General features: G+C 73.6%; 17 protein-coding genes and 1 riboswitch. Of the genes, 10 read left to right on the forward strand and 7 right to left on the reverse strand.

Annotated elements, in window-relative coordinates:
- Positions 1–262: 262 nt before the first annotated feature.
- On the forward strand, positions 263–3,133 hold the full coding sequence (locus ABT023_RS04440) for an alpha/beta fold hydrolase (RefSeq protein ID WP_350881586.1): 2,871 nt from the start codon (positions 263–265) through the stop codon (positions 3,131–3,133).
- Positions 3,133–4,005, forward strand: a complete 873-nt coding sequence (locus tag ABT023_RS04445) for an ABC transporter permease (protein WP_350881588.1) — start codon at positions 3,133–3,135, stop codon at positions 4,003–4,005. The genes ABT023_RS04440 and ABT023_RS04445 overlap by 1 nt, the downstream gene beginning before the upstream one ends.
- Here the strand turns inward: ABT023_RS04445 and ABT023_RS04450 are convergent.
- The gene (locus tag ABT023_RS04450; RefSeq protein WP_350881590.1) at positions 3,995–4,843 is read right to left on the reverse strand and encodes a hypothetical protein; all 849 of its coding nucleotides are present in this window, start codon (positions 4,841–4,843) and stop codon (positions 3,995–3,997) included. The two genes, ABT023_RS04445 and ABT023_RS04450, sit on opposite strands and share 11 nt — an antisense overlap.
- A 163-nt stretch (positions 4,844–5,006) precedes the next feature.
- On the opposite strand from ABT023_RS04450, the gene ABT023_RS04455 reads away from it, so the two are divergent.
- The 3 genes from ABT023_RS04455 (at position 5,007) to ABT023_RS04465 (ending at position 9,252) form a co-directional block, all read left to right on the forward strand.
- Positions 5,007–5,543, forward strand: a complete 537-nt coding sequence (locus ABT023_RS04455) for a hypothetical protein (protein WP_350881592.1) — start codon at positions 5,007–5,009, stop codon at positions 5,541–5,543.
- Positions 5,544–5,596: 53 nt separating this feature from the next.
- Positions 5,597–8,452 (forward strand): hypothetical protein, encoded by a 2,856-nt coding sequence (locus tag ABT023_RS04460; protein WP_350881594.1) that lies wholly within the window; start codon positions 5,597–5,599, stop codon positions 8,450–8,452.
- A 350-nt stretch (positions 8,453–8,802) separates the two neighbouring features.
- Positions 8,803–9,252 carry a DoxX family protein gene (locus tag ABT023_RS04465; protein WP_350881596.1) on the forward strand — a complete coding sequence of 150 codons (450 nt, stop codon included), beginning with the start codon at positions 8,803–8,805 and terminating at the stop codon, positions 9,250–9,252.
- A gap of 15 nt (positions 9,253–9,267) precedes the next feature.
- Here the strand turns inward: ABT023_RS04465 and ABT023_RS04470 are convergent, their stop codons facing one another.
- Positions 9,268–9,978, reverse strand: a complete 711-nt coding sequence (locus ABT023_RS04470) for a hypothetical protein (protein WP_350881597.1) — start codon at positions 9,976–9,978, stop codon at positions 9,268–9,270.
- Positions 9,979–10,098: 120 nt separating this feature from the next.
- Entirely contained in the window at positions 10,099–10,554 is a 456-nt protein-coding gene (locus ABT023_RS04475) for an Rv0361 family membrane protein (RefSeq protein WP_350881599.1), read from the reverse strand.
- Positions 10,555–10,752: 198 nt separating this feature from the next.
- A riboswitch (SAM riboswitch) is annotated at positions 10,753–10,886 on the forward strand.
- 12 nt (positions 10,887–10,898) lie between these two features.
- On the opposite strand from ABT023_RS04475, the gene thrC reads away from it, so the two are divergent.
- From thrC to paaN, 3 genes are all read left to right on the forward strand, one after another.
- Positions 10,899–12,185, forward strand: a complete 1,287-nt coding sequence (thrC, locus tag ABT023_RS04480) for a threonine synthase (RefSeq protein WP_350881601.1) — start codon at positions 10,899–10,901, stop codon at positions 12,183–12,185.
- 374 nt (positions 12,186–12,559) lie between these two features.
- Positions 12,560–13,579, forward strand: a complete 1,020-nt coding sequence (locus tag ABT023_RS04485; protein ID WP_350881603.1) for a GNAT family N-acetyltransferase — start codon at positions 12,560–12,562, stop codon at positions 13,577–13,579.
- A 120-nt stretch (positions 13,580–13,699) separates the two neighbouring features.
- Entirely contained in the window at positions 13,700–15,373 is a 1,674-nt protein-coding gene (paaN, locus tag ABT023_RS04490; RefSeq protein ID WP_350881605.1) for a phenylacetic acid degradation protein PaaN, read from the forward strand.
- Between the two features lie 79 nt (positions 15,374–15,452).
- On the opposite strand, the gene ABT023_RS04495 is transcribed toward paaN, so the two are convergent.
- A complete protein-coding gene (locus ABT023_RS04495) occupies positions 15,453–16,046 on the reverse strand; it encodes a GNAT family N-acetyltransferase (protein WP_502890585.1) in 594 nt (197 codons plus the stop codon).
- Between the two features lie 226 nt (positions 16,047–16,272).
- On the opposite strand from ABT023_RS04495, the gene ABT023_RS04500 reads away from it, so the two are divergent.
- The gene (locus ABT023_RS04500; RefSeq protein WP_007073263.1) at positions 16,273–16,476 is read left to right on the forward strand and encodes a cold-shock protein; all 204 of its coding nucleotides are present in this window, start codon (positions 16,273–16,275) and stop codon (positions 16,474–16,476) included.
- Positions 16,477–17,548: 1,072 nt separating this feature from the next.
- The gene (gene groL / locus ABT023_RS04505; protein ID WP_350881607.1) at positions 17,549–19,171 is read left to right on the forward strand and encodes a chaperonin GroEL; all 1,623 of its coding nucleotides are present in this window, start codon (positions 17,549–17,551) and stop codon (positions 19,169–19,171) included.
- A gap of 75 nt (positions 19,172–19,246) precedes the next feature.
- On the opposite strand, the gene ABT023_RS04510 is transcribed toward groL, so the two are convergent.
- The 3 genes from ABT023_RS04510 to ABT023_RS04520 form a co-directional block, all read right to left on the reverse strand.
- Positions 19,247–19,492: a hypothetical protein gene (locus ABT023_RS04510; protein ID WP_350881609.1), complete on the reverse strand. Its 246-nt coding sequence runs from the start codon at positions 19,490–19,492 to the stop codon at positions 19,247–19,249.
- A 150-nt stretch (positions 19,493–19,642) separates the two neighbouring features.
- Complete coding sequence (locus ABT023_RS04515) at positions 19,643–20,581, reverse strand: GNAT family N-acetyltransferase (RefSeq protein ID WP_350881611.1); 939 nt, start codon at positions 20,579–20,581, stop codon at positions 19,643–19,645.
- A 148-nt stretch (positions 20,582–20,729) separates the two neighbouring features.
- Positions 20,730–22,848, reverse strand: a 2,119-nt coding sequence (locus tag ABT023_RS04520; RefSeq protein WP_350881613.1) for a S8 family serine peptidase, incomplete at its 5' end; no start/stop codon positions are given.

Raw genomic sequence — 22,848 nt, forward strand, 5'->3', positions numbered from 1 at the left:
GTCGGTCAGTTCTGCGTCACTTCGAGCGATGTCACACCCTGTGTGGTCCGGTTGCACTCTTGGTGTCGACGGTTCGGTTGACATGGATGGATCGGATGTGATTTTGGGAGGAACATCGGAATTCACGTGATCCGAATTCATCTCACTGGGCCGCGCCGTACCCTGCGCGGTCGATCCGATCCGGCCGCCGATCGGCCTCACCGGACGGACGTACGGAGGATCTCAGCCAACGCTCAGGAATTGCCCCGTACCGTTGTGCCCCATGAGATCGCCGTTGCCGGTCGCGCCGGTCCGACGGGCCCTGGGCACCCGCCGCCGCCGGATCGTCGCCGGGTCGGCGGCGGCCGTGCTGGTGGCCGCCGCCGTGGTGTGGGCGACCCGGCCCGACGAGGCCGGCTTCCGCACCGAGACCGCGCTGGTCACCGTCCGGTCCGGGCCGGCAGGCGACGAGCCGGTGGACCTGGACACCACGTTCTACCTGCCGGACGACGCGTCGGCCGGCCGCAAGGTGCCCGCGGTGCTGCTCGCGCACGGCTTCGGCGGCACGAAGGAGTCGGTCCGGGCCGACGCCGAGGACCTGGCCGCCCAGGGGTACGCCGTGCTCGCCTGGACCGCCCGGGGCTTCGGCCGCAGCGGCGGCCAGATCCACCTGGACAGCCCCGACCACGAGGTGCGGGACGGTGAGCGCCTGCTGGACTGGCTGGCCGCCCGACCGGAGGTGCGCACCGACGCCCCCGGCGACCCCCGGGTCGGCGTGGTGGGCGGCTCGTACGGCGGCGGCCTGGCCCTGCTGCTGGCCGCCCAGGACCGGCGGGTCGACGCGATCGTCCCCATGATCACCTGGAACGACCTGTCCCGCGCGTTCCTGCCGGAGAGCACCGGCAGGGACGCCACCTCCGGCGTGTTCAAGAAGGGCTGGGCCGGGATCTTCTTCGGCGGCGGCGGCAACGCCGGCTCCGGCCCCGCCGGGCTCTCCGGCACCTCGGCCGCCGAGCCGGAGGGCGCCCCCGCCTCGGCCGGGCCGCCCAGCCCGGCCCCGGGCTCGGGGCCGGGCACCGGCTCCGGGCGCACCCCGGCGGGCGCGGCGGACCCGGCCTGCGGCCGGTTCGCCGCCGACGTCTGCGCCGCGTACCTGCGGATCGCCACCACCGGGCGGGCCGAACCGGCCGACGTGGAGCTGCTGCGCCGGTCCAGCCCGGCCCCGGTGCTGGACAAGATCAAGGCGCCGACCCTGTTGGTGCAGGGGGAGGCGGACAGCCTCTTCCCGATCGCCGAGGCGGACGCCAACGCGCGCGGCATCGCGGCGAACGGCACCCCGGTCCGGGTCGCCTGGTACACCGGCGGCCACGACGGCGGCGCGGGGCCGCGCAACGACTCCGACCGGGTGAAGTACCTGACCGTCCAGTGGCTCGACCACTACGTCAAGGGCGAGGGGTCGGCCCCGGGCGACGACTTCACGTACTCCCGGATCGCCGGCTTCGACGCCCTCGACCGCGGCCTGGTCGCCACCGGTTTCCGCACCGCCGACTACCCCGGCCTGGCCGGCGACGGACGCCGCGAGGTCGCGGTGACCGGCCCGGCCCAGCCCGTCGCGAACCCGCCGAACGGCAACCCGGCGGCCATCTCGTCGGTGCCGTTCGCCGGCGCGCTCGGCTCGCTGCTGGACGGGGTGGCCGGCGACGTCCCCGGCCAGCACGCCCGGTTCGAGTCGGAGCCGCTGGCCGAGGCGGTGGACGTGGCCGGCGCGCCGACGGTCTCGATCCGGGCGGCGTCGCCCACCGGCGAGGCGGTGCTGTTCGTCAAGCTCTACGACGTCGACCCGACCGGCGCGGCGACCCTGCCGAACGGGCTGGTCGCCCCGGTCCGGCTCGCCGGGCTGCCGACGGAGGTCGGTGCCGCGACGCCGGTCACCGTGACGCTGCCGGCGATCGTCCGCCGGATCGAGGCCGGGCACCGGCTGCGGATCACGGTGGCCACCACCGACCAGGCGTACACCACGCCGGTCGCGCCGACCGTCTACACCGTGGCGGCCGGCGACGGCCCGGTCGTGCTGCCCACCGTGGCCGGCGAGCCGATCCCCACCACGGCTGTCGTCTGGCGCTGGGTGCTCGCCGGGCTGCTGGCCGCGATCGCCGTCGGGCTCGTCGCGGTCGTCCTGCTGGCCCGCCGCCGGCACCGCCGCCAGGACAGCTCGGTCCACCCCGAGTACGCGGGCGTCCCGCTGGCCGTCCGGCAGCTCCGCAAGGAGTACGCCGACGGCTTCGTCGCCGTGTCGAACGTCGACTTCGAGGTGCACCCCGGCCAGGTCGTCGGCCTGCTCGGGCCCAACGGCGCGGGCAAGACCACCACCCTGCGGGTGCTGATGGGGCTGACCCAGCCGACCGCCGGGGAGATCTACGTCTTCGGCCGCCGGCTGGTGCCCGGCTCGCCGGTGCTGTCCCGGATCGGGTCGCTGGTCGAGGGCCCCGGCTTCCTGCCGCACCTGTCCGGCCTGGACAACCTCAAGGCGTACTGGCGGGCCACCGGCCGGCCGTGGGCGGACGCGCACTTCGACGAGGCGCTGGAGATCGCCGGGCTCGGCGACTCGGTGCACCGCAAGACCCGTAAGTACAGCCACGGCATGCGGCAGCGGCTGGCCATCGCCCAGGCCATGCTCGGCCTGCCCGAGCTGCTGGTGCTCGACGAGCCGACGGACGGCCTGGACCCGCCGCAGATCGCCGAGATGCGCCGGGTGCTCCAGCGCTACGCCACCGACGGGCGGGCCGTGCTGGTCTCCAGCCACCTGCTCGCCGAGGTGGAGCAGACCTGCACCCACGCCGTGGTGGTCAACAAGGGTCGGATCGTGGCGTCCGGCCCGGTCGAGGACATCGTCGGCGAGTCGCCGAGCGTGCTGCTCGACGTCACCGACCCGGCCGCCGCGCGCGACGTGCTGGGCCGGCTCGACGGGGTCACGGTGCTGCCGGACTCCGACGGGAACCTGGTGGTGGACACCAACGGCACCGCGCGCAGCGAGGTGGTGGCCGAACTGGTCCGGGCCGGGATCGGGGTGGACCGGGTGGTGCCGCGCCGCCGCCTGGAGGACGCGTTCCTCGCCCTGGTGGGCGAGAACTCTCGGGGAAGCGGGGACCGGTGATGGCGCAGTCGTCCTCCACGGTGGGCGCGGCGGCGGGCTACCGCCCCTCGGCCACCCTGCCGTTCGCGGCGGAGTTCCGCCGGCAGGCGTCCCGGCGGCGTACCCAGCTCGCGCTCGGGTTCATGGTGCTGCTGCCGTTGATCATCCTGATCGCGTTCCAGTTCGACTCCGGCGAGGACGACCGCAACGGCGGGGGCGAGTTCGCCAGCCTGTCCGACCTGGCCACCTCGGGCGGGCTGAACTTCACCCTCTTCGCGCTGCTGGTCTCGGCATCGTTCCTGCTGGTCGTGGTGGTGGCGCTGTTCTGCGGCGACACGGTGGCCAGCGAGGCGAGCTGGGGCAGCCTGCGCTACCTGCTGGCCGTCCCGGTGCCCCGGGCCCGGCTGCTCGCGGTGAAGCTGGTGGTCGCGCTCGCGTACTCGGGGCTGGCCCTGCTGCTGCTCGCCGGCACCGCCCTGCTCGCCGGCACCCTCCGGTACGGCTGGGAGCCGCTGAGCAGCCAGGTGGCGGCCCAGTTGGAGCCGGGGGAGGGGCTGCTGCGGCTGCTGGCCGTGCTCGGCTACCTGGCGGTCGTCCTGCTGGCGGTGGCCGGGCTGGCGTTCCTGCTCTCGGTCGTCACGGACGCGGCACTCGGCGCGGTCGGCGGTGCGGTGCTGCTGTGGATCCTGTCCAGCATCCTGGACCAGATCACCGCGCTCGGCGGGATCCGGGCGTTCCTGCCCACCCACTACGCCAACGCCTGGCTGGGGCTCCTGTCGACGCCCGTGCAGACCGACGACGTGGTGCGCGGCTGCATCTCGGCGATCGCCTACGCCACGCTGTTCTGGTCGCTGGCCTTCTGGCGGTTCACCCGCAAGGACATCACGAGCTGAGCTGACCGCCGCTTTCGCGGGCCGGCTGCGCGGGTGAGCCGGCCCCGTAGACCTCCACCGCGACTAGGCCGGGGCCGTACTCCAGCGTCACCCCGCAGTCGCCGATCACGGTCTGCTCCTTCCGTAGGTCGGTGCCGCCCGCCGTCGCGGGCCCGCCCCGGGGCAGGTGGCCGTCCAGCCACGACGCGAGGGCGGTCCGGTTCGCCCCGGCGGGGTAGGCCCGCACCACGCAGTCGTCGAGGAACCGCCAACCCTCGGCGCTGAGCGGGCCCCCGTCGGCGTTGCCCGCCCGGCAGACCAGGGTCCGAAGTCGGTGGTCCTGGTCGGCGACGACGATCGCCTGCCGATGACCGTGTTCCTTGTTCTGTCGTCCGCCGGACCTGCGGGTGCCCACCCCGTACAGGTCGCTCAAGACGAAGGTGAGCTGCCACCGTCGGGCCAGTTCGGACACGATCGCGTCGGGGTCGACGCCGGGAACTGGCGGCCGGCCCTGGAAGTTGAACGAGCGGCCCGGAACCGGAGTGGCGACGGGGTCCGACGGGCGCGACGCGGGCGCCGTCACCGACGGTGCCGAGCCGGGGCCGCTCGTCGTGCTCGGGCCGTTCGTCAGGTCGGGGCGTGGTGCGGCGGCGGAGTCTCCGGCCGGGGCGGCGTCGCCGGGCCGGCCGTCGTGGCCGGTGAGCCCCACGGTGGCGGCCAGCACGCCGGCCAGGGCGGCGGCCACCACGCCACCGGCAGCAGCGAGCAGGAGCCGGCGGTGGGACCGGGCGGGTGGCTCGGGTGTCGCGGCCGGTGCGTCGTTTGTCGTGGGCTGTGCGTCGTCGGACCCGGACGTCATGTCGGCATCGTCAATTCGTTCTCCCCCGTTGCGCGCCGGCCGCCGGGACGGCAGGCGAGTCGATGTCTATCACAGCCATGACCTTCATACAACCCTGTCACTGTGTCGCTGTGTGCCGATACGGTAACCGTCAGTTTCCTACTCATGCCACGGGGGTATGTCGATGGGCCGAACACGCCTGCACGCGGTGCTGACCGCACTCCTGACCGCTCTCCTCATCGTCACCACGACCGCTGTCGCCTCGGGGCCTGCCCAGGCGGTGCCCGGATGCAGCGGATGGGAGTGCAACGGTAACTGGCCCGGCGAATGGGGCTGCCGGGACGACCAGGTGAAGGTCAGGGAGATCGACATGGGCTCCCTCGACGTCAATGGACGCGCCACCATCTACCGGTCCCGGGGCTGCCAGGCGGCCTGGGGGGAGTTCGTCTTCCAACGCGATCCCAGCGACTTCAATTACCTGATCCTTCAACTGTGGTCGCAGCCGCAGTACGGCGGCAAGGGGGCGATCCAGCGCCACGGCTCCGGCGCGCACTTCACGCTGGTGGCCGGGACGACCAAGACGTACCGCACGGTCATGGCCAGCTGGGACTACTCGGTGAAGATCTGCTACGCGGACCTGTACCCGACCCCGCAGGACATCGACCCCGACCCGGAGAGCACCGGCGCGGGCGCAAGCGGCGGATGTTCCAACTGGCACTGATGTCAGTCGTCACCCCGCCCTGGTCTCCCTCGCCCTCCAGGAAGGACCCCTTCATGCGTGCCACCCGCCTTCGGGCGTTGATGTCGACACTCGTACTGGGCGCGACGGTCGCCGTCGCCCCGCAGACCGTCTCCGCCGCCGCGCCGGCCGCCCCGACGCCGGGCACCGGCAGCCAGGCGTCCATCGCTGACCCGGTCACCGCGCTCGGTCGGGGCTACCAGAGGTCGTCAGACCTGCTGGTCGCCGGGGCCGGCGACACCAATGGCTTCCACGTCTACCTGGCCCGGGAGAAGGACGCCTTCGCCTGGTCCACTCTCGCCACCCTCAACGACGGCCAGAACGGGGTCGGCAGCTGGACCGGTTACGTCTGCCTCACCGGCTCCGGCCGGTACGCCGCCGTGGTGTACGCCCCTGTGATCGCGACCAACAAGCCGGCCCGCATGCTGGCCGGCGCGTACGCCGCCGTGGTCGACGTGCGGACCGGCAAGACCCGCCAGGTGGTCCGTGGCGTCCAGCTCGCCTACTTCAACCCGGCGTGCGGTCCCGGGGACCGGGTCCTGCTCACCCGGGCCATCGGTCGTGACCACCAGGAGACCGACCTGCTGACCGTCGACGCCGCGGCGGGCCGGGTCACCGAGACCCGGCGGATCAAGGCCCAGTTCACCACCCCCGCGCCCGCCGCCGACGGTGACTACGGTGTGGTCCGCGGCGGACTGGTCCGGGTCGGCAAGGGCGGCCGGCTGACCCGGCTCGCCACGCCGGGCGGACAGCCGTACGCCGTCCGGGCGACCGCCGACGGCGCTGTCGACCTGCTGACCGTCAAGCCCGACGGCGCGGCGGAGCGGTCGGCGGCGTACCGCTATCGGGCGGGCCGGCTGACCCACCTCGGCACCTCCCGGGGCAAGCAACTGGAGTTGCTCGGCCTTTCCGGGGGACGCAACGCCCTGATCGGGGAGATCGACGGCCTGGCGAAGGGCTCGGCCGCGGATCTCGTCCTGCTGCCCAGCAGCCGGTCGGCGCTTGCGGTCTCCCGCGAGGGGCACCTTGTCGTGCAGGGCATGATCACCGAGCAGCATGACGCGCGGATGTCCGGACGGGCGACGGGGGCCGGTGAGCTGCGGGTCACCGTACAGGCGCCGAAGGCTGGCGCGGTCCGGTCGGGTCTGGTCCGCACCGAGCGCCGGGCGGCGGCGGATGCGACGGCGATGGCCGGGCCGGTGGCTGCGGGGATGGCGGCCCTCACCGTTCCGACCGATCCGGGTCAACCGAAGTGTGTGATCCCCCGCAACAACCCGTACTACCAGGTGTTTCAGCCCAGCGCCAACCAGGTCGAGTGGGCCGTCGACCTGGCGGTGAACAACCTGCTGCGCGTCGATCGGACCATCCCGGGAATCCCGACCTACAAGCCGCAGGTGATGTTCAACCTGCCGGCGGGCTCGCCGCTCGTTCCGGCCCAGCTCATGCTGGCGATCCTGGCCCAGGAGACGAACCTCGCGCAGGCGTCGTGGCACGCGGTGCCGGGTGACGCCGGCAACCCGCTGATCTCCGACTACTACGGCAACCGCCCGCACGGCGAGAACATCAAGATCATCGACTACGCCCAGGCGGACTGCGGCTACGGCATCTCCCAGGTGACCGACGGGATGGCCAGCGGGCAGACGACGTACAACTCCTCCCAGCAGCAGGCCATCGCAGTCGACTACATGGCGAACATCGCCGCCGGGCTGAAGATCCTGGTGCAGAAGTGGCAGGAGGTCCAGGCGACCGGTTCGCAGCTGAACAACAACGACCCGCGGTACATCGAGAACTGGTTCCTCGCGGTCTGGGGGTACAACTCCGGGGTCTACCAGAACACCGGCGGCCCGTACGGCGTGGGCTGGTTCAACAACCCTGCCAACCCGACCTACAAGGCGAACCGCACCCCGTTCCTGCGCGCCTCCCTGGACGACGCCAGCCACCCGGCCGACTGGTCCTACCCCGAGAAGATCATGGGATGGGCGGAGACCCCGCAGTGGCAGTGGATTCCTCCGCTGACGAAGTACGAGAAGCCGAACTTCGGCGTGGGCTCCGGCAACCTTCTACAACTGCCCGGTCGCTTCCAGTTCTGCGGGTCGGTCAACTACTGCACGCCCAACGCCGCCGACCCGTGTCCCTCCTGGAACTCGAACTGCTGGTGGCACGGCACGACCAGTTGGGGCGACGGTTGTGCGGCCAAGTGCGCCACCGGGAAGCTGGCCCACTCGCTGACCGCGCCCGAGCCGCCGGTCATCTACGTGTACTCGCCCTCGTGCACGCCGTTCCAGGCGGACATCGGTACGGTGGCGGCCGTCATCGACAACCTCAACAGCGAATCGGGCGTGAACCGGCTCGGGTGCGCGGGCCGGCCCAGAGGCGGGAAGTTCACCCTGCGCACCGGTAAGCCGTTTGGCTCTCCGGCCGGGCTTTACGGGCAGGTCGACCTGCACCAGTTGGGTGCCGGCTACCTCGGCCACACATGGTTCACGCACTCGTACGACGGGCAACAGAACCAGGGAAAGGATGCGATGCACCACCGCGTCCTGGGGACGTGGACGACCGACCTGCCCTCCGACGACTACGAGATCATCGTCCACCTGCCCTCGCACGGGGCGAACGAACAGGTGGAGTATGTGATCTCCCAGGGCAACGGTGGGGCCGGCGGGACCGACACCCAGGTCATCTGCGAAATCGACCAGAACGTCAGCGCGTCTGACGACAAGTGGGTCTCGCTCGGCTGGATGTGGCTCTACCCCGGGGCCAAGGTGCAGCTCGACAACATCATCGCCGGAGCCGACGGCACCGTGGACGTGGCGTACGACGCGATCGCCTTCGTCAACGTGCCCGGCTACGCCAACGGTCGTAGCTGCGGCTCGCCGTACCCGATGAACTGACGGGTCTAGCCACTGGGCGGTCGGGGCGGGCGGATGCCCGTTCCCGACCGCCCCGCGGCCTGCCGGGGTCTTGCGTCGCCGGTTAGGTCGAGCGCGTTCTCGGCGTTGCGTCGGGCCAGTCGGATCGCCGGGTGCGCGCATCCGCGCTCGCGGCGGGCACCGCGAACTCCGGCTGTGTGTCCGCCGTATCGGAATCCGGGCATCCCCGTATTTCGATCGCCGCGCCCCGGCCGGCGCCGGAGCGGCCGACGCGTCACCGTGGGAGCGTTCCCACAGGGAGGGATGCCGTGGACACCCCCCGCCCCTTCTCGCATGCTGGACGCATCGATCAATGTCGTTGGAGGTGTCGCATGAAGTTCGACCGACTCGGTGGACTCGTCCTGTCCCTGTTCCGCATGGTGGTCGGCCTGCTCTTCCTGTGCCACGGGCTGTCGTCGCTGTTCGGCGTGCTCGGCGGTGCCCGGGGCACCGGCCAGGCCGTCCCGTTCGGCGAGTGGCCGGGCTGGTGGGCGGCGCTGATCCAGGCAGCCTGCGGCGTGCTGGTGCTGGCCGGGCTGTTCACCCGGCCCGCCGCGCTGGTCGCCTCGGGCTCGATGGCGTACGCCTACTTCGTGGTGCACCAGCCCGACGGGCTGCTCCCGCTGCGCAACGGCGGCGAGCTGGCGGCGCTGTTCTGCTGGTCGTTCGCGCTCGTCGCGGTGCTCGGCCCCGGCACTTGGGCGTTGGACAGCCTGCTCCGCCGCCGTCGGGAGCCCGCCGTCGCGGCCCCGGTGCCCGGCAAGCGGTCAGTGCCGGCTTGAGTCGTCCCCCCGCCGCTACGGTTTGTACGGCTCGTCGGTGTGGCTGACCTCGGTGAACGTGCTGCCGGAGAGCTGGTAGTGCGAGGTGCGCCGGATGTCCAGCTCGGCCATGCTGCGCTCGGCGGAGCGGGTCAGCCAGACGACCTTCGCCCGGCCGCCCGACACGGTGATCGAGACGACCGGGGTCCGGTCGTCCAGTTCGGCCAGGCTCTGGTAGACCGGCTCACCGTCGGCGTTGCGCCACACGACGAGGGTGTAGAAGGTGCCGCTGCCCCCGCTCTTGAGGGCGACCGCGCCGACCGCGTCCGCCGCGCCGTCGCCGTCGAGGTCGCCGATCCCGCAGGGCTTCTGGAGGGTGACCGTGTCGCCGTCCTCGCCGGACCAGACGCCCTCGGCCAGCGGGAGGTAGTCGGCGTATCCCTGGTAGGGGACCTTGGTGCTGCCGACGTGGGCGCCGGCGAGCTGCTTGCAGGTCAGGGCGGGCACCTTCTTCGGAGCGGGCAGCGGCGGCGCGGCGGTGGTGCCGGCGACGGTCGGCTCCGGCGGTGCGGCGGGGCCCGTCGTCGCCGGGGCCTGCTCCGGGCCGTCCTCCGCCGGGTCGGCCGGGTCGTCGGCGGCCGGGGCGGTGGTCGTACCCGCCGAGGAGGTCGACCCCCCGGGGTCGCAACCCGCGGTCAACAGGCAGGCCAGGGCGAGGATCGCGAGGCTGGGCAGGGTCCGGCGCATCGGCCAGTTCCTCTCTCGGGGGGTGGGCTTCCCGCACCGTAGCGGCCCCGCGCCACCCGGGCGATCAAGGCCCCGGCCGGCCCCGTCGACGCAGGGGCCCGGCCGGCGGGGGCCACCCGGTCAGCCCCCGCAGACCCGCCAGTCGCCACCCTCCTTGACCAGGCTGATGACCCTGTTCCGGTTCGCGATCCTGACGGTCACCTCGGCGCTGGTGTCGCCGTTGCTGGTGTGTACCTGGGTGTTGGTGACGCGGTACTCGTCCAGGGGCGGCTCGGCCTGCCGGGCCCGGGTGAACTGCGCCTCGGTCTGCCGGCTGCGCAGTCGCTCGCAGAGCCGGGCGTACGCGGCCGGGTAGTCGCCCGCCTTCGTGTCGTCCAGGTAGGCGGTCGCGGCGTCCCGTGCCGGGGTGATGGTGCCCTGCACGGTGCGGAACAGCCAGAGGCCGCCGCCGATCGCGCCGGCGCAGCAGAGCAGTGCCACCACGGCGACCACGATGATCACGGTGCGGGTCGTCCGGCTGAGCCCGCGGGACTTCTGGGGCGGCCCGGGGAAACCGGGTGTCGGGGGGTACGTCACGCGGTGAGCGTAGAAACCCCAGGCCAGCCCCCATGCGGGTCCCCCCTTGGAATTGATCAAGGCCAACGTCGCGGATGGTGTTGATGCCGATTCCCACGGTGACGGTGTGATCAATTCAATGCCCCGAAGCGGCCCACACGCTGGAACCTTCAGTGGCGGAGCCGGCGATCCGCCGTAGACTCGGGCGCACAACTGAATACCTCATCCAGAGGGGCAGAGGGATACGGCCCGACGAAGCCCCGGCAACCACCCGCGCGCGCTCGACGACGAGCGGTGCGGACAGGTGCCAATTCCGTCCCCGCCGCAGGGTGCGATGCGGGGAAAGATGAGAGGACCTCCTCGACATGACGTCGACCCTCGCCGCCTCCGGCATCGACACCACCGCCAGCCCCGCCCGCGCCCTGGTCTGCCGGGCCTGCACCGCGCGCTACCCGCTCGCCGCGCAGCACGCCTGTTACGAGTGTTTCGGCCCCCTGGAGGTCGACTACGACGCCGCCGCCCTGGCCCGGGTGACCCGCGAGCAGATCGAGGCCGGACCGCAGAACATCTGGCGGTACGCCGCCCTCCTCCCGGCCGGCCAGGACCCCGCCACCCGGGTCACCGTCGACCCGGGGCTGACCCCGCTGGTCGCCGCGCCCAACCTCGCCGCCGAGCTGGGCATCACCGCCCCGCTCTGGGTCAAGGACGACAGCGCGAACCCCACCCACTCCTTCAAGGACCGGGTGGTCTCGGTGGCCCTCACCGCCGCCCGGGCGCTCGGTTTCACCCGGTTCGCCTGCGCCTCGACCGGCAACCTGGCCAACTCGGTCGCCGCCCACGCGGCCCGCGCCGGGGTCCCCTCGGTCGTGTTCATCCCCAGCGACCTGGAGGCGGGCAAGGTGGTCACCACCGCCGTCTACGGGGGCGAACTGGTCGCCATCGACGGCTCCTACGACGACGTGAACCGGCTCTGCGGCGAGCTGGTGGAGACCGACGAGTTCGAGGACACGGCGTTCGTCAACGTCAACGTCCGCCCGTACTACGCCGAGGGCTCCAAGACCCTCGGGTACGAGGTGGCCGAGCAGCTCGGCTGGCGCATCCCGGCCCAGGTGGTCATCCCGATGGCCAGCGGCGAGCTGCTTACCAAGATCGACAAGGCGTTCAGCGAGCTGGTCGAGATCGGCCTCGTCGAGGCCCCGGTCGGTGGCTGGAAGGTCTTCGGCGCCCAGTCCGCCGGCTGCAACCCGATCGCCGCCGCCCTGCACGCCGACACCGACATCATCACCCCGGTCCGGCCGACCGGCATCGCCAAGTCGCTCAACATCGGCGATCCGGCCGCCGGCCTGTACGCCCTGGAGGCGGTCCGGCGCACCGACGGCTGGATGGAGTACGCCGACGACGACGAGATCCGCGACGGCATCCGGCTGCTGGCCCGGACGACCGGGGTGTTCGCCGAGACGGCCGGCGGGGTGACCGTGGCCGTGCTGCGCAAGCTGGTCGAGTCCGGCCGGCTCGACCCGACGGCGGAGACTGTGGTGTTCAACACCGGCGAAGGCCTGAAGACCATCGACGCCGTCGCCGGCCAGGTCGGCCCGACCCACCGGATCAAGCCCTCGCTGCGGGCCGCCCGGGACGCCGGCCTGCTCGGCTGACCTGCTCGACCGGCCCTGGTGCGGCATGCGGCCCTTCCCTGCCCCGGCCCGGAAGCGCGCCGTATGCCGTCACCGCCGGCCCTGCCCGCCGCCCCGACCGTCCGGTGGATGGGTGGATCGCCCGGACGAGGGATAGGGCGGATCCACCGAGTAACCGACTTTTTGCCCTGGGTGAGAGAAACCCGCCGGCGAGGACTTGACGGCACGAACCGGACGGCGCAAGATGCTCCGTGCGGGAGGGCGTTTCGCCGAAGACTTTCAGTTCTTGCGACCCAACGCCGAAGGCGTTGTGCGATCGTCCCTCCCGACCACGTCCGATCGGGCCGGCGATTAATTCGCTGGCCCGATCGTCTTTGCCGGGTCACCCTCAGCCCATGGGCATCACCATCACGCCGATCGACCCGGCCGACCAGAGCGCGGTCGACGCGGCGTACCGGATCAGGGCGGCGGCCGACGCGGCGGACGTCCCCGACTTCCCGCCGCTGTGCCGGCGACGGCTCGAGGCCGCGCTCCGCCACCCGATGCCAGGCTGCGTGCCGGTCTGGGCGCTCGCCCACCGCGACGGCGTGCCGGCCGGCTACCTCGCCCTGGACCTGCCGCAGCTCGACAACACCGACAACGCCGCCATGTACCTGTTCGTCGACCCCGCGCGCCGCCGGCACGGGGTCGGCCGGGCACTGCACGAGCACGGCCTGCGGGTGCTGCGCGAGCGGGGGCGCAAGCGGATGGTCGGGATCGCCGTCTCGGCCCTGCCCGACGGGCCGGGACGCGACGGGGCCGGCGGAGCGTTCGCCGCCGCGGTGGGCGGGCGACCGGCGCTCGCCGAGGTCCGCCGCCGGCTCGACGCCGCCCGGCTCGACCCGGCCGCGCTCGACGCCCTGCTCGCCGAAGCCCGGCCCCGCGCCGCCGGCTACCGCACCGTCCGCTGGCGGGGGCCCGCCCCCGAGGAGTACGTCGCCGACGTGGCCCACCTCGAAGGCCGGCTGATGACCGACGCCCCGCTGGGGGACCTGGACTGGGAGCCGGAGCGGATCGACGTCGAGCGGATGCGGGGCATGGAACGGGCGCTCGACGCCCGGGGCCGCCGCCGCTACCACCACGGGGCGGTGCACGTGGCGTCCGGCCGGCTGGTCGCCTGGACGCTGCTCGACGTCGGCCCCAGCGCGTCGTGGCACGCGTTCCAGCAGATCACCATCGTCGACCCGGCGCACCGGGGGCACCGGCTCGGGCTGCTGGCGAAGGTGGAGAACCTGCGGTACGCCCTCGCCCACGAGCTGGAGCTGCGCTTCGTGGACACCTTCAACGCGGTGGCCAACGGGCACATGATCGCCATCAACGAGCGGCTCGGCTTCCGCCCCGTCGACGCCTGGACCGACTGGCAGCTCACCCTCTGACCGGCCCGCCGTCGCGGCGCCCGGCTGCCCGGCCCCGCGCCGGCCGGGGCGGCGTCCGGCACGCCGGCGGCGGTCGTCGGCCCCTACTGTCCGGTTCGCGGCTGGGGCATGATGGCGGGCATGACGGAGACCCCGCATCCCCTGCACGACAGGCACGCCGACACCCTCAACCGTGCGCTGACCGCGATCGCGGAGCGTGGGCACTGGTCCGCCTACCCGGAATCACCCAGCCCCCGGGTGTACGGCGAGACCGCCGCCGCCGACGGCAAGGCGGCCTTCGAGGCGTACCTGAACGGCGACTTCCCGCTCGACCAGCCGGGTGCCGGCGACCGGGTGGCCACCGAGGCGAGCCCGTTCGGGCTGGAGCTGAACGTCAGTTATCCGCACGCCGGCGCCGACGAGCTTGTCGCCGCCGCCTCCGCCGCGCTGCCGGCCTGGCGCGACGCCGGCCCGCAGGCCCGGGCGGGGGTCTGCCTGGAGATCCTCGACCGGCTGCACAAGCACGTCTTCGAGCTGGCCAACGCGGTGCAGTTCACCAGCGGACAGGCGTTCGTGATGGCCTTCCAGGCCGGCGGGACGCACGCGCTGGACCGGGCGCTGGAGGCGATCGCCTACGCGTACGCGGAGATGACCCGGCTCCCGGGGACGGCCGGCTGGGAGAAGCCCGCCGGCAAGGGCGACCCGCTGCGGATGACCAAGACGTTCCACGTGGTGCCGCGCGGGGTGGCCCTCGTCATCGGCTGCAACACCTTCCCGACCTGGAACTCGTACCCGGGGCTGTTCGCCTCGCTGGTCACCGGCAACCCGGTGGTGGTCAAGCCGCACCCGCGCGCGGTGCTGCCGCTGGCCATCACCGTGCGCTACGCCCGGGAGGTGCTCGCCGAGGCCGGCTTCGACCCGAACCTGGTGCTGCTCGCCCCCGAGGCCCCCGGCGAGAAGCTCGCCTCGACGCTCGCCCTGCATCCGGCCGTGAAGATCGTCGACTTCACCGGCTCCACCGAGTACGGCGACTGGCTGGAGGCCAACGCCCGGCAGGCGGCGGTCTACACCGAGAAGGCCGGCCTGAACACGGTGGTGATCGACTCCACCGACGACTTCGCCGGGATGTGCCGCAACCTGGGCTTCACGTTGACCCTCTACAGCGGCCAGATGTGCACCACCTCGCAGAACATCCTGATCCCGTCGGGCGGCATCGCCACCGACCAGGGGCACAGGAGCTTCGACGAGGTGGCCGCCGGGATCGCCGCGGCGGTCGGCAAGATCACCGCCGACCCGGCCCGGGGGGTCGAGCTGACCGGGGCGATCGTCAACGACGGGGTGCTGGAGCGCCTCGACGAGGTCACCAAGGTCGGCGAGGCCGTGCTGGAGTCGCGGGCCGTCGAGCACCCGGCCTTCCCCGGCGCGGTGGTCCGCACCCCGACGATCGTGAAGCTGGCGGCCGGCGACACGGGGACGTATTCGCGGGAGTGGTTCGGGCCGATCTCGTTCGTCATCGCGACCGACTCCACCGCGCACGGCCTGGAGATCCTGCGCTCCACGGTGGGGGAGAAGGGCGCGCTGACCGCGGCCGTCTACTCCACCGACGAGGCGGTGCTGGATGCCGCCGAGGCGGCTGCGGTCGACACCGGGGTGCACCTGTCGTGCAACCTGACCGGGGGCGTGTTCGTGAACCAGTCGGCGGCGTTCTCCGACTTCCACGGCAGCGGGGCCAACCCGGCCGCCAACGCGGCCCTGACCGACGGCGCGTACGTGGCGAACCGGTTCCGCGTCGTGCAGAGCCGCCGCCCCGCCTGACGGGGGCGCCCAGGGGCCCTCCCGGCGCACGGGCGTCGGCCGGGCCCCTGGGCATCCCCACCCCTGGGCACCGGGGCGCTCAGGCCGGGCGGCGCATCTGGAGCTCGTGCAGGGCGGGAATCACCGGGTGGGGAACCCGGACGCCCGTGTCCACGAAGCCCAGCCTCTGATACGCCCGGTAGGCGCGGTCGTTGCCGACCACCACCTCCAGCATGAGCTCGGGCCGGCCGCACTCGCGGGACCAGCCGGCCACCGCGTCGATCAACTCCGCGAGCAGGCCGGTGCCCCGCCGCTGCGGGGTTACGTAGACGGCGTACACCACGGTCAGGCCCGGCTCGTCCGGGGCGACCGTGCCGCCGGCGTGCCCCAGGAACCGGCCGACGGGACCGCCGGGGCGGCCGGTGCCCGGGTCGGCGACGAACTGCGCGGTGTGCCGGCCGACGGCGACCGAGGCGATCCGGGCCGCGTAGTCCGCGTGCGGGCGGGCGGCGGCGTCCGCCAGGGTCTCCAGGAAGGCCAGCGGGGCATCGGCGAGCATCTCCAGCCGCAGCGCGCGCATCCGGGCCGCGTCCCACGGAGTCACCCGGCGGACGACGCCCGCCCGCGTGGCCGGGGCGACCGTCCTGTCCGGCGCGGGACGCCCGGCGGCCGACGGGCGGGGACCTGCTGTCATCCCGCATGCTTACCGCAGTGACGCCCGCCTATGTGGCTCCGGGTCGAGGTCGGTCCGATATCGCATGATTTGCGGTCGTGCGCCTGCGTGACGGCTCGTGTACCGTGCGATTTTGGTCACTGAATTCGGGGTCGCCGTCGACCCTGGAACCGGTGGTCCGGGGCCGCCGGTTCGCGCCGGCGTCCCGCCGATTTCTGGCAGGCCGCGCGACGTGAGGAAGTGCACCGTGGCACAGGGCACCGTGAAGTGGTTCAACGCCGAAAAGGGCTACGGCTTCATCGCCGTCGACGGGGGGCAGGACGTCTTCGTCCACTTCTCCGCGATCGAGATGGACGGCTACAAGGCGCTGGACGACGGACAGCGGGTGGAGTTCGAGATCGCCCAGGGGCAGAAGGGCCCACAGGCCGAGCGGGTCCGCGTCGTCGCCTGACGCCCCGATCAGGTCCGGGGCCCGTGGCTGGGCGGGCCCGGGCCCACCCGCCCGCGACCGCGGCGGACGGGGCAGCCAAGCCGGATGCGTCAGTCGGATTCCGTGGCCGGATGCGGTGGCCGGGGCGTTTGGCCTGATGCGGTGGCCCGGGGCAGGACGGCGACGCGGGACTGGGTCCCGACGCGGGGCTGCCTCTCCGCCGCGCCGGCTGCTGCGCCCCGCCGCGCCCCGCCGGCTGCTGCGCCCCGCCCCGCCCCGCCGGCTGCCCACCCGTCGGCGCCCGGTCGGACCCTGACGACGTCCTTGCCGGCGCCCGCGCTGCTGCTGGCGGCACGCCCCGTACCTTGATTCCCGGCCGCACTCCGGTCCCGCCGCCGGCACCTCACGCCGCCCGGCGTCCCATGCCCCCCGGTGCGCCCCGGGCCGGGCCCGCAGCCCGCCGGTTGCCTCAAGCTTCCCCCTGCCTGCCTGCCTGCCGGTCCGTGACGGGCCGCGTGGAGCCGGTTCGGCCCGGTGGCGCCCTTCGAGTTCGGCACCGCCGGTCCTGCCCGCGTCAGTTCCACGTCGTCGGCCCTGCCCCGCCCGCCGACCCGGGTCCACCAATTCGCCCCGCCCGCCGGCCGACGCGGCGCGGCCGGGAACTCCCGTACGCGATCCGGACGTCCCGCCCACCTGACCGTCCCGGTCGTCGCGTACCCGGGCGACGGCGTGCGGTGGTCCGGTGACCGCCGCCGGCAGGCGGGTGAACTTGGCCGAGCCGACGGCCGGACAGCGCTGGTCAGGGCTCGCGGACCGGGTCCGGACGCGGCATCGTGCTTGCACTCGGCAAGGCAGAGTGCTAAACAAGTCATTGGCACTCGCATACCGTGAGTGCCAATGGTCGGGACGGTGGGGCCACGGGCTCCCAGCGGGCAACCGCGGGGTGGCGCATGGCCGGTCGTCGCGGGCTATCCGGCCCGGCCGAGGAGACGTCGTCGTCGCCAGGTGGCGACGTCCCAAGGTGCGTACACCAGGCGGTTCATCCGGGACACACACTCGGGTGGCCCGTGAGTGTCCAGGAGGACAACGCCGTATGGCCAAGATGATCGCGTTCGACGAAGAGGCTCGCCGTGGCCTCGAGCGGGGCATGAACCAGCTCGCCGACGCCGTGAAGGTGACCCTCGGCCCCAAGGGCCGCAACGTGGTGCTCGAGAAGAAGTGGGGTGCCCCCACCATCACCAACGATGGTGTGAGCATCGCCAAGGAGATCGAGCTCGAGGACCCGTACGAGAAGATCGGCGCTGAGCTGGTCAAGGAGGTCGCGAAGAAGACCGACGACGTCGCCGGTGACGGCACGACGACGGCGACCGTCCTGGCCCAGGCCCTGGTCCGTGAGGGCCTGCGCAACGTGGCCGCCGGCGCCAACCCGATGGCCCTGAAGCGGGGCATCGAGGCCGCCGTGGCCAGCGTCTCGGAGGAGCTGTCCAAGCTCGCCAAGGACGTCGAGACCAAGGAGCAGATCGCCTCCACCGCCTCCATCTCCGCCGGTGACAGCACCGTCGGCGAGATCATCGCCGAGGCGATGGACAAGGTCGGCAAGGAAGGCGTCATCACCGTCGAGGAGAGCAACACCTTCGGCCTGGAGCTTGAGCTCACCGAGGGCATGCGCTTCGACAAGGGCTACATCTCCGCGTACTTCATGACCGACCCGGAGCGTATGGAGGCCGTCTTCGACGACCCGTACCTCCTGATCGTCAACAGCAAGATCTCCTCGGTGAAGGACCTGCTCCCGATCCTGGAGAAGGTCATGCAGTCGGGCAAGTCGCTGCTGATCATCGCCGAGGACATCGAGGGCGAGGCCCTGGCCACCCTCGTGGTCAACAAGGTCCGTGGCACCTTCAAGTCGGTCGCCGTCAAGGCGCCGGGCTTCGGTGACCGCCGCAAGGCCATGCTGGCCGACATCGCCATCCTCACCGGTGGCCAGGTCATCAGCGAGGAGGTCGGCCTCAAGCTGGACGCCGTCGGCCTCGACATGCTGGGCCGCGCCCGCAAGGTCGTGGTGACCAAGGACGAGACCACCATCGTCGACGGTGCCGGCGACGCCGAGCAGATCCAGGGCCGGGTCAACCAGATCCGGGCCGAGATCGACAAGAGCGACTCCGACTACGACCGCGAGAAGCTGCAGGAGCGCCTGGCCAAGCTGGCCGGCGGTGTTGCGGTGATCAAGGTCGGCGCGGCCACCGAGGTCGAGCTCAAGGAGCGCAAGCACCGCATCGAGGACGCCGTTCGCAACGCGAAGGCGGCCGTCGAGGAGGGCATCGTCCCGGGTGGTGGCGTCGCGCTGGTGCAGGCCGGCAAGACCGCCTTCGAGAAGCTGGACCTGACCGGCGACGAGGCGACCGGCGCGCAGATCGTCAAGATCGCGCTGGACGCCCCGCTGCGGCAGATCGCCGTCAACGCCGGCCTTGAGGGTGGCGTGGTCGTCGAGCGCGTCCGCAACCTCGACCCGGGCCACGGCCTCAACGCCGCCAGCGGCGAGTACGTGGACCTGCTGGCCGCGGGCATCATCGACCCGGCCAAGGTCACCCGGTCGGCGCTGCAGAACGCCGCCTCCATCGCGGCGCTCTTCCTCACCACCGAGGCCGTCGTCGCGGACAAGCCGGAGAAGACCCCGGCTGCCCCGGCTGGCCCGGGTGGCGGGGACATGGACTTCTGAGTCCAGCTCCACCGAACGCCGAAGGGGCGGGCCGCTGACACGGCCCGCCCCTTCCGTCGTCTGCCGGCCCGCCGGTCACGTCGGCAGGTGTCGCTGGTTGCGTCGCTTCCGGGTCCGGTCGTACGGCGGGTGGATGCGGATCGGCTCGTCCACCAGGACCACCTGCTCCTCGGCCGGGGGCGCGTCGTCCTCCGTCATCTCCGCGAGCTGCTCGGCGTCGCCGTAGTCCAGCCGGTCGAACGGCAGCTGCCCCGGGATCTCCTCGACCGGCACCCAGGTGGCGCGCTGCGCGTCGTCGGTCTGCTCGTTGTCCGTGGTCATGACCGCCTCCTCTACCCAGACGGTAGGGGCCGTCGATGGCCGACGCGGCCGAACGGCGCTATACAGGCCCATGCCCGTTTCGCCGCCGGCCTGCCACGCACCCCGCCGCCCGGCCTGCCACGCAGCACTCGGCGGCCCGGGCGTCCCCGCTCATCCGGCGGGCGGCAGCGCCTTGCGGTACAGGAAGAAGACGCGCTCGATCCTGGCCCCCGCGCTGCCCGAGTAGAAGGGCACCGGGCCGACCCAGCCGATCTGGGCGGATTGCACCCCCTCGGCCCGCTGGTCACGCAGGCACCGGCGTAGCAGCACCCCGCCGATCCCCGTGCCCTCCGCCTCCGGGGCGGTGCCCATGGGGCCGAACCAGCTCGGCCGGGACGAGCCCCAGGCGGCGAAGCCGAGAACCGTGCCGGCCCGTTCCGCCAGGTGCGCCCCGGCGCCGGGGCGTCCCAGCGAACCGGCCAGCTCGCCGTCCCACGCGCCGCCGAAGGTGGACCGGGCGAACGCGGCCAGCGCCGGCAGGTCCGCCGGCTCCGCGCGCCGCACCGTGACGCCCCGCTCGGCCAGCCGCCGCTCCGCCGGCTCCGTCGTCCGCAGCGCGGGCGATTCGTCGTACGACAGGTCGGCCGTCATGTTCCACGCCGTGCGGTCCTGGGCGTAGCCCAGCGCCAGCGCGGCGCAGACCGCCGGGGTGTACCGCACGTCGATCCCCGGCCAGGCGTAGTACGGCGGGTTGCCGGCCAGCAGCACCTCGGTCGCGCCCCGCCCGGCGAGGAGGCGCTCGGCGCGGGTCAGCAGGGCCCGCCCGACGCCCCGGCGGCGCCGCTCGGGGGCCACCGCCACCAGGTCGACGTGCCCGACCGGGGGCTCCCCGCCGGAGAGCGAGGCGATCAGCGCGCCGACGAGCTCCGCCCCGTGGTACGCGCCCAGCCCCAGCACCGTCCGGTCCGCCCCGGCGCGGGTGTGCAGGGTGTCCACCACGGCCTCCGCCTCGGCCGCGTCCTCCGGCAGGTCCAGCGCGCGCCGGCACAGGTCCACCACGGCGGGCAGCGCGTCGGGGGTCAGCTCGGCCAGGGTGGTCTCCACGTCCATGGTCGCCGACCCTAGATCAACGACCCTCCCGCCGCACCTGCCACGACGTCCCGCCGTACCTGCCGGCGGTCTGTCGCCCCGGCGGGCGGGTGCCGGCGGGGGCGAGAGGCACCTCCCGCGCCGGGGCGTCGACGAGGGCCCCCACTGGTCATCCGCCGCGGGCGGCGCGGACGGCCGCGTACGCGTCGACGAGACCGGCGCCGGTGATGTTCGCGTCGCCGCCGCAGGCGTCCGCCGGGTTGCGGGAGCGGTACGTCGCGCCGGCCGGGGTGGCGGTGTCCCGCAGGATCCGCCGGGTCCGGTCCAGGTCGCCCACCAGTGCCGGGTTCGCCGACCACATCAGCGCCACCACCCCGGCCACCTGCGGGGTCGCCATCGAGGTGCCGTCCAGCGTGGCGTACGTGCCGCCCGGCATCGCGGAGAGCACCCCGACGCCCGGGGCGACCAGGTCCGGCTTGCTCCCGCCGGGCACCGGCCCTCGGCTGGAGAAGGAGGCGACCTCCCGGTCCCGGTCCACCGCCCCGACCGTGAACACGTCCGGGTACGGCGCCGGGGGGTCCTCGATCGACCCGCAGCCCGGCCCGGTGTTGCCGGCCGCCGCGACGACGAAGATGCCGGCCGCGTCCAGCGCCGCCGTCGCCGGCCGCAGCGCAGCCGGGTCGCAGCCCTCGATCGGCGGGCAGCCCCACGAGTTCGTCAGTACCTGTGGGGCCCGCTCGGGCCGCCCGTCGGTGAACGGGTCGCCGCCGGTCGGGAACGGGGCCAGCATGAACTGGAGACAGTCGAGGTAACGGGCCGGGCTGCCGAGGTTGCGGTCCAGGTTCACGCAGCCGACCCAGCTGGCCCCCGGGGCCACCCCGATGCCGCCGCGCCCCACCGCGCTGCCCGTCGTGTGCGTGCCGTGCCCGCCCTGATCGGTCGGCGCCGTCGTGCGGTCCCACGGGTCGTACCAGGAGTCGTCGCCGCCCCGGAAGCCGGCGGCCAGCGCCGGGTGCCGGCCGTCCACCCCGGAGTCGGAGCTGCCCACCACCACGCCGGCGCCGGTCACCCCCAGCCCGGACCAGACCCGGTCCGCGCCGATCAGGGACACGTTCCAGGCCGGCCCGGCCGGTGCCGGCGCGTCGCCCCGGCTGGTCGGCGCGGCGGCCGGCAGCGGGCGCAGCCGCTGGCTGACCAGCACCCGGGCCACCTCCGGCCGGCCGGACAGCCAGGCCCGCACCGCTGGGCCGCCGTCCACCTCGATCGCGTTGACCAGGTAGTACGGCGTCGGGTCGAGCCGCAGCCGGGCCAGGTCGCGGCGCAGGTCGGACTGGGTGCGCTCGGCCGTGGCGACGAGCCGCCGGTAGACCTCCCCGGCCCTGGCGTCCCGGCCGGCCCGGCCCGGCACGCCGGCCTGGATCCCGCGCAGGTCGGCCTGCTCGCGCAGCACCACCAGCAGCCGCTCGCCGTGCAGGCCGGGCCGGCCGGGCCCGAGGTACACCGCCGCCGCCCCGGCGAGCAGGACCACGGCGGTCGCCGCCGCCACCGGCCGGCTGGGCGTCCCGCCGCGCGGGCGGGCCAGCAGCACGCCGTACGCGACGGACAGCACCGCGGCCACCGCGAGCCCGGCGGCGGCGGTGGCCGCCACCCAGTACGGCACGTCGCGAGTGGCCGCCAGAATGAGGGTGATCTCCTCCGGGTCGGCGAAGGCAAGCGGCCCGAGAACGCCGAGCCCGACGAGCCAACGCGCCGGGCCGGGCCCGGCGGACCCGCCCGCGCGGGCGGCGGGGGCCTGGAGGGCGGCCAGCACGAAGCCAAGCGGCGGCAGGGTCAGCAGGGCGGGCAGTTGGGCCCCGGACTGCCCGACCCCGGCGGCGACGACCAGCAGCGCCACCCCGGCGACCAGGCCGCCGACCAGCACCAGCCGGGCCGGCCGGGGCGGACGGCCGGCCGCGAAGTGCGCCCAGAACCGGGCGTCGAGCAGCGCGCCGGCGAGGACGCCGACCGCGGCGGCGGCGACCGCCGCGAGGACGGTCTCCAGCAGCCCACCGAGCGCCCCGAGCCACGCCCAGGGCAGCACGGTCGCCACCCCGGCGGCCACCGCCAGCAGCGTCACCGTCCCGTTCCGGCCGGCGGCCGGCGGCGTCGCGGCGGGCCGTCCGGACGTGCCCGATTCACCGACCGTCCCGGCACCAGGGACTGTCCCGGCGGGTTCCGCGTCGCCGGCCGGCCGGCCGGTTCCGGTGCCCGGAGACACCTGGGCGCGGCCCCGGGCGAGCCGGCCGAGC

This window comes from Micromonospora sp. NPDC002296, assembly GCF_040296145.1.
In the GTDB taxonomy this organism is placed as follows: Bacteria; Actinomycetota; Actinomycetes; order Mycobacteriales; family Micromonosporaceae; genus Micromonospora.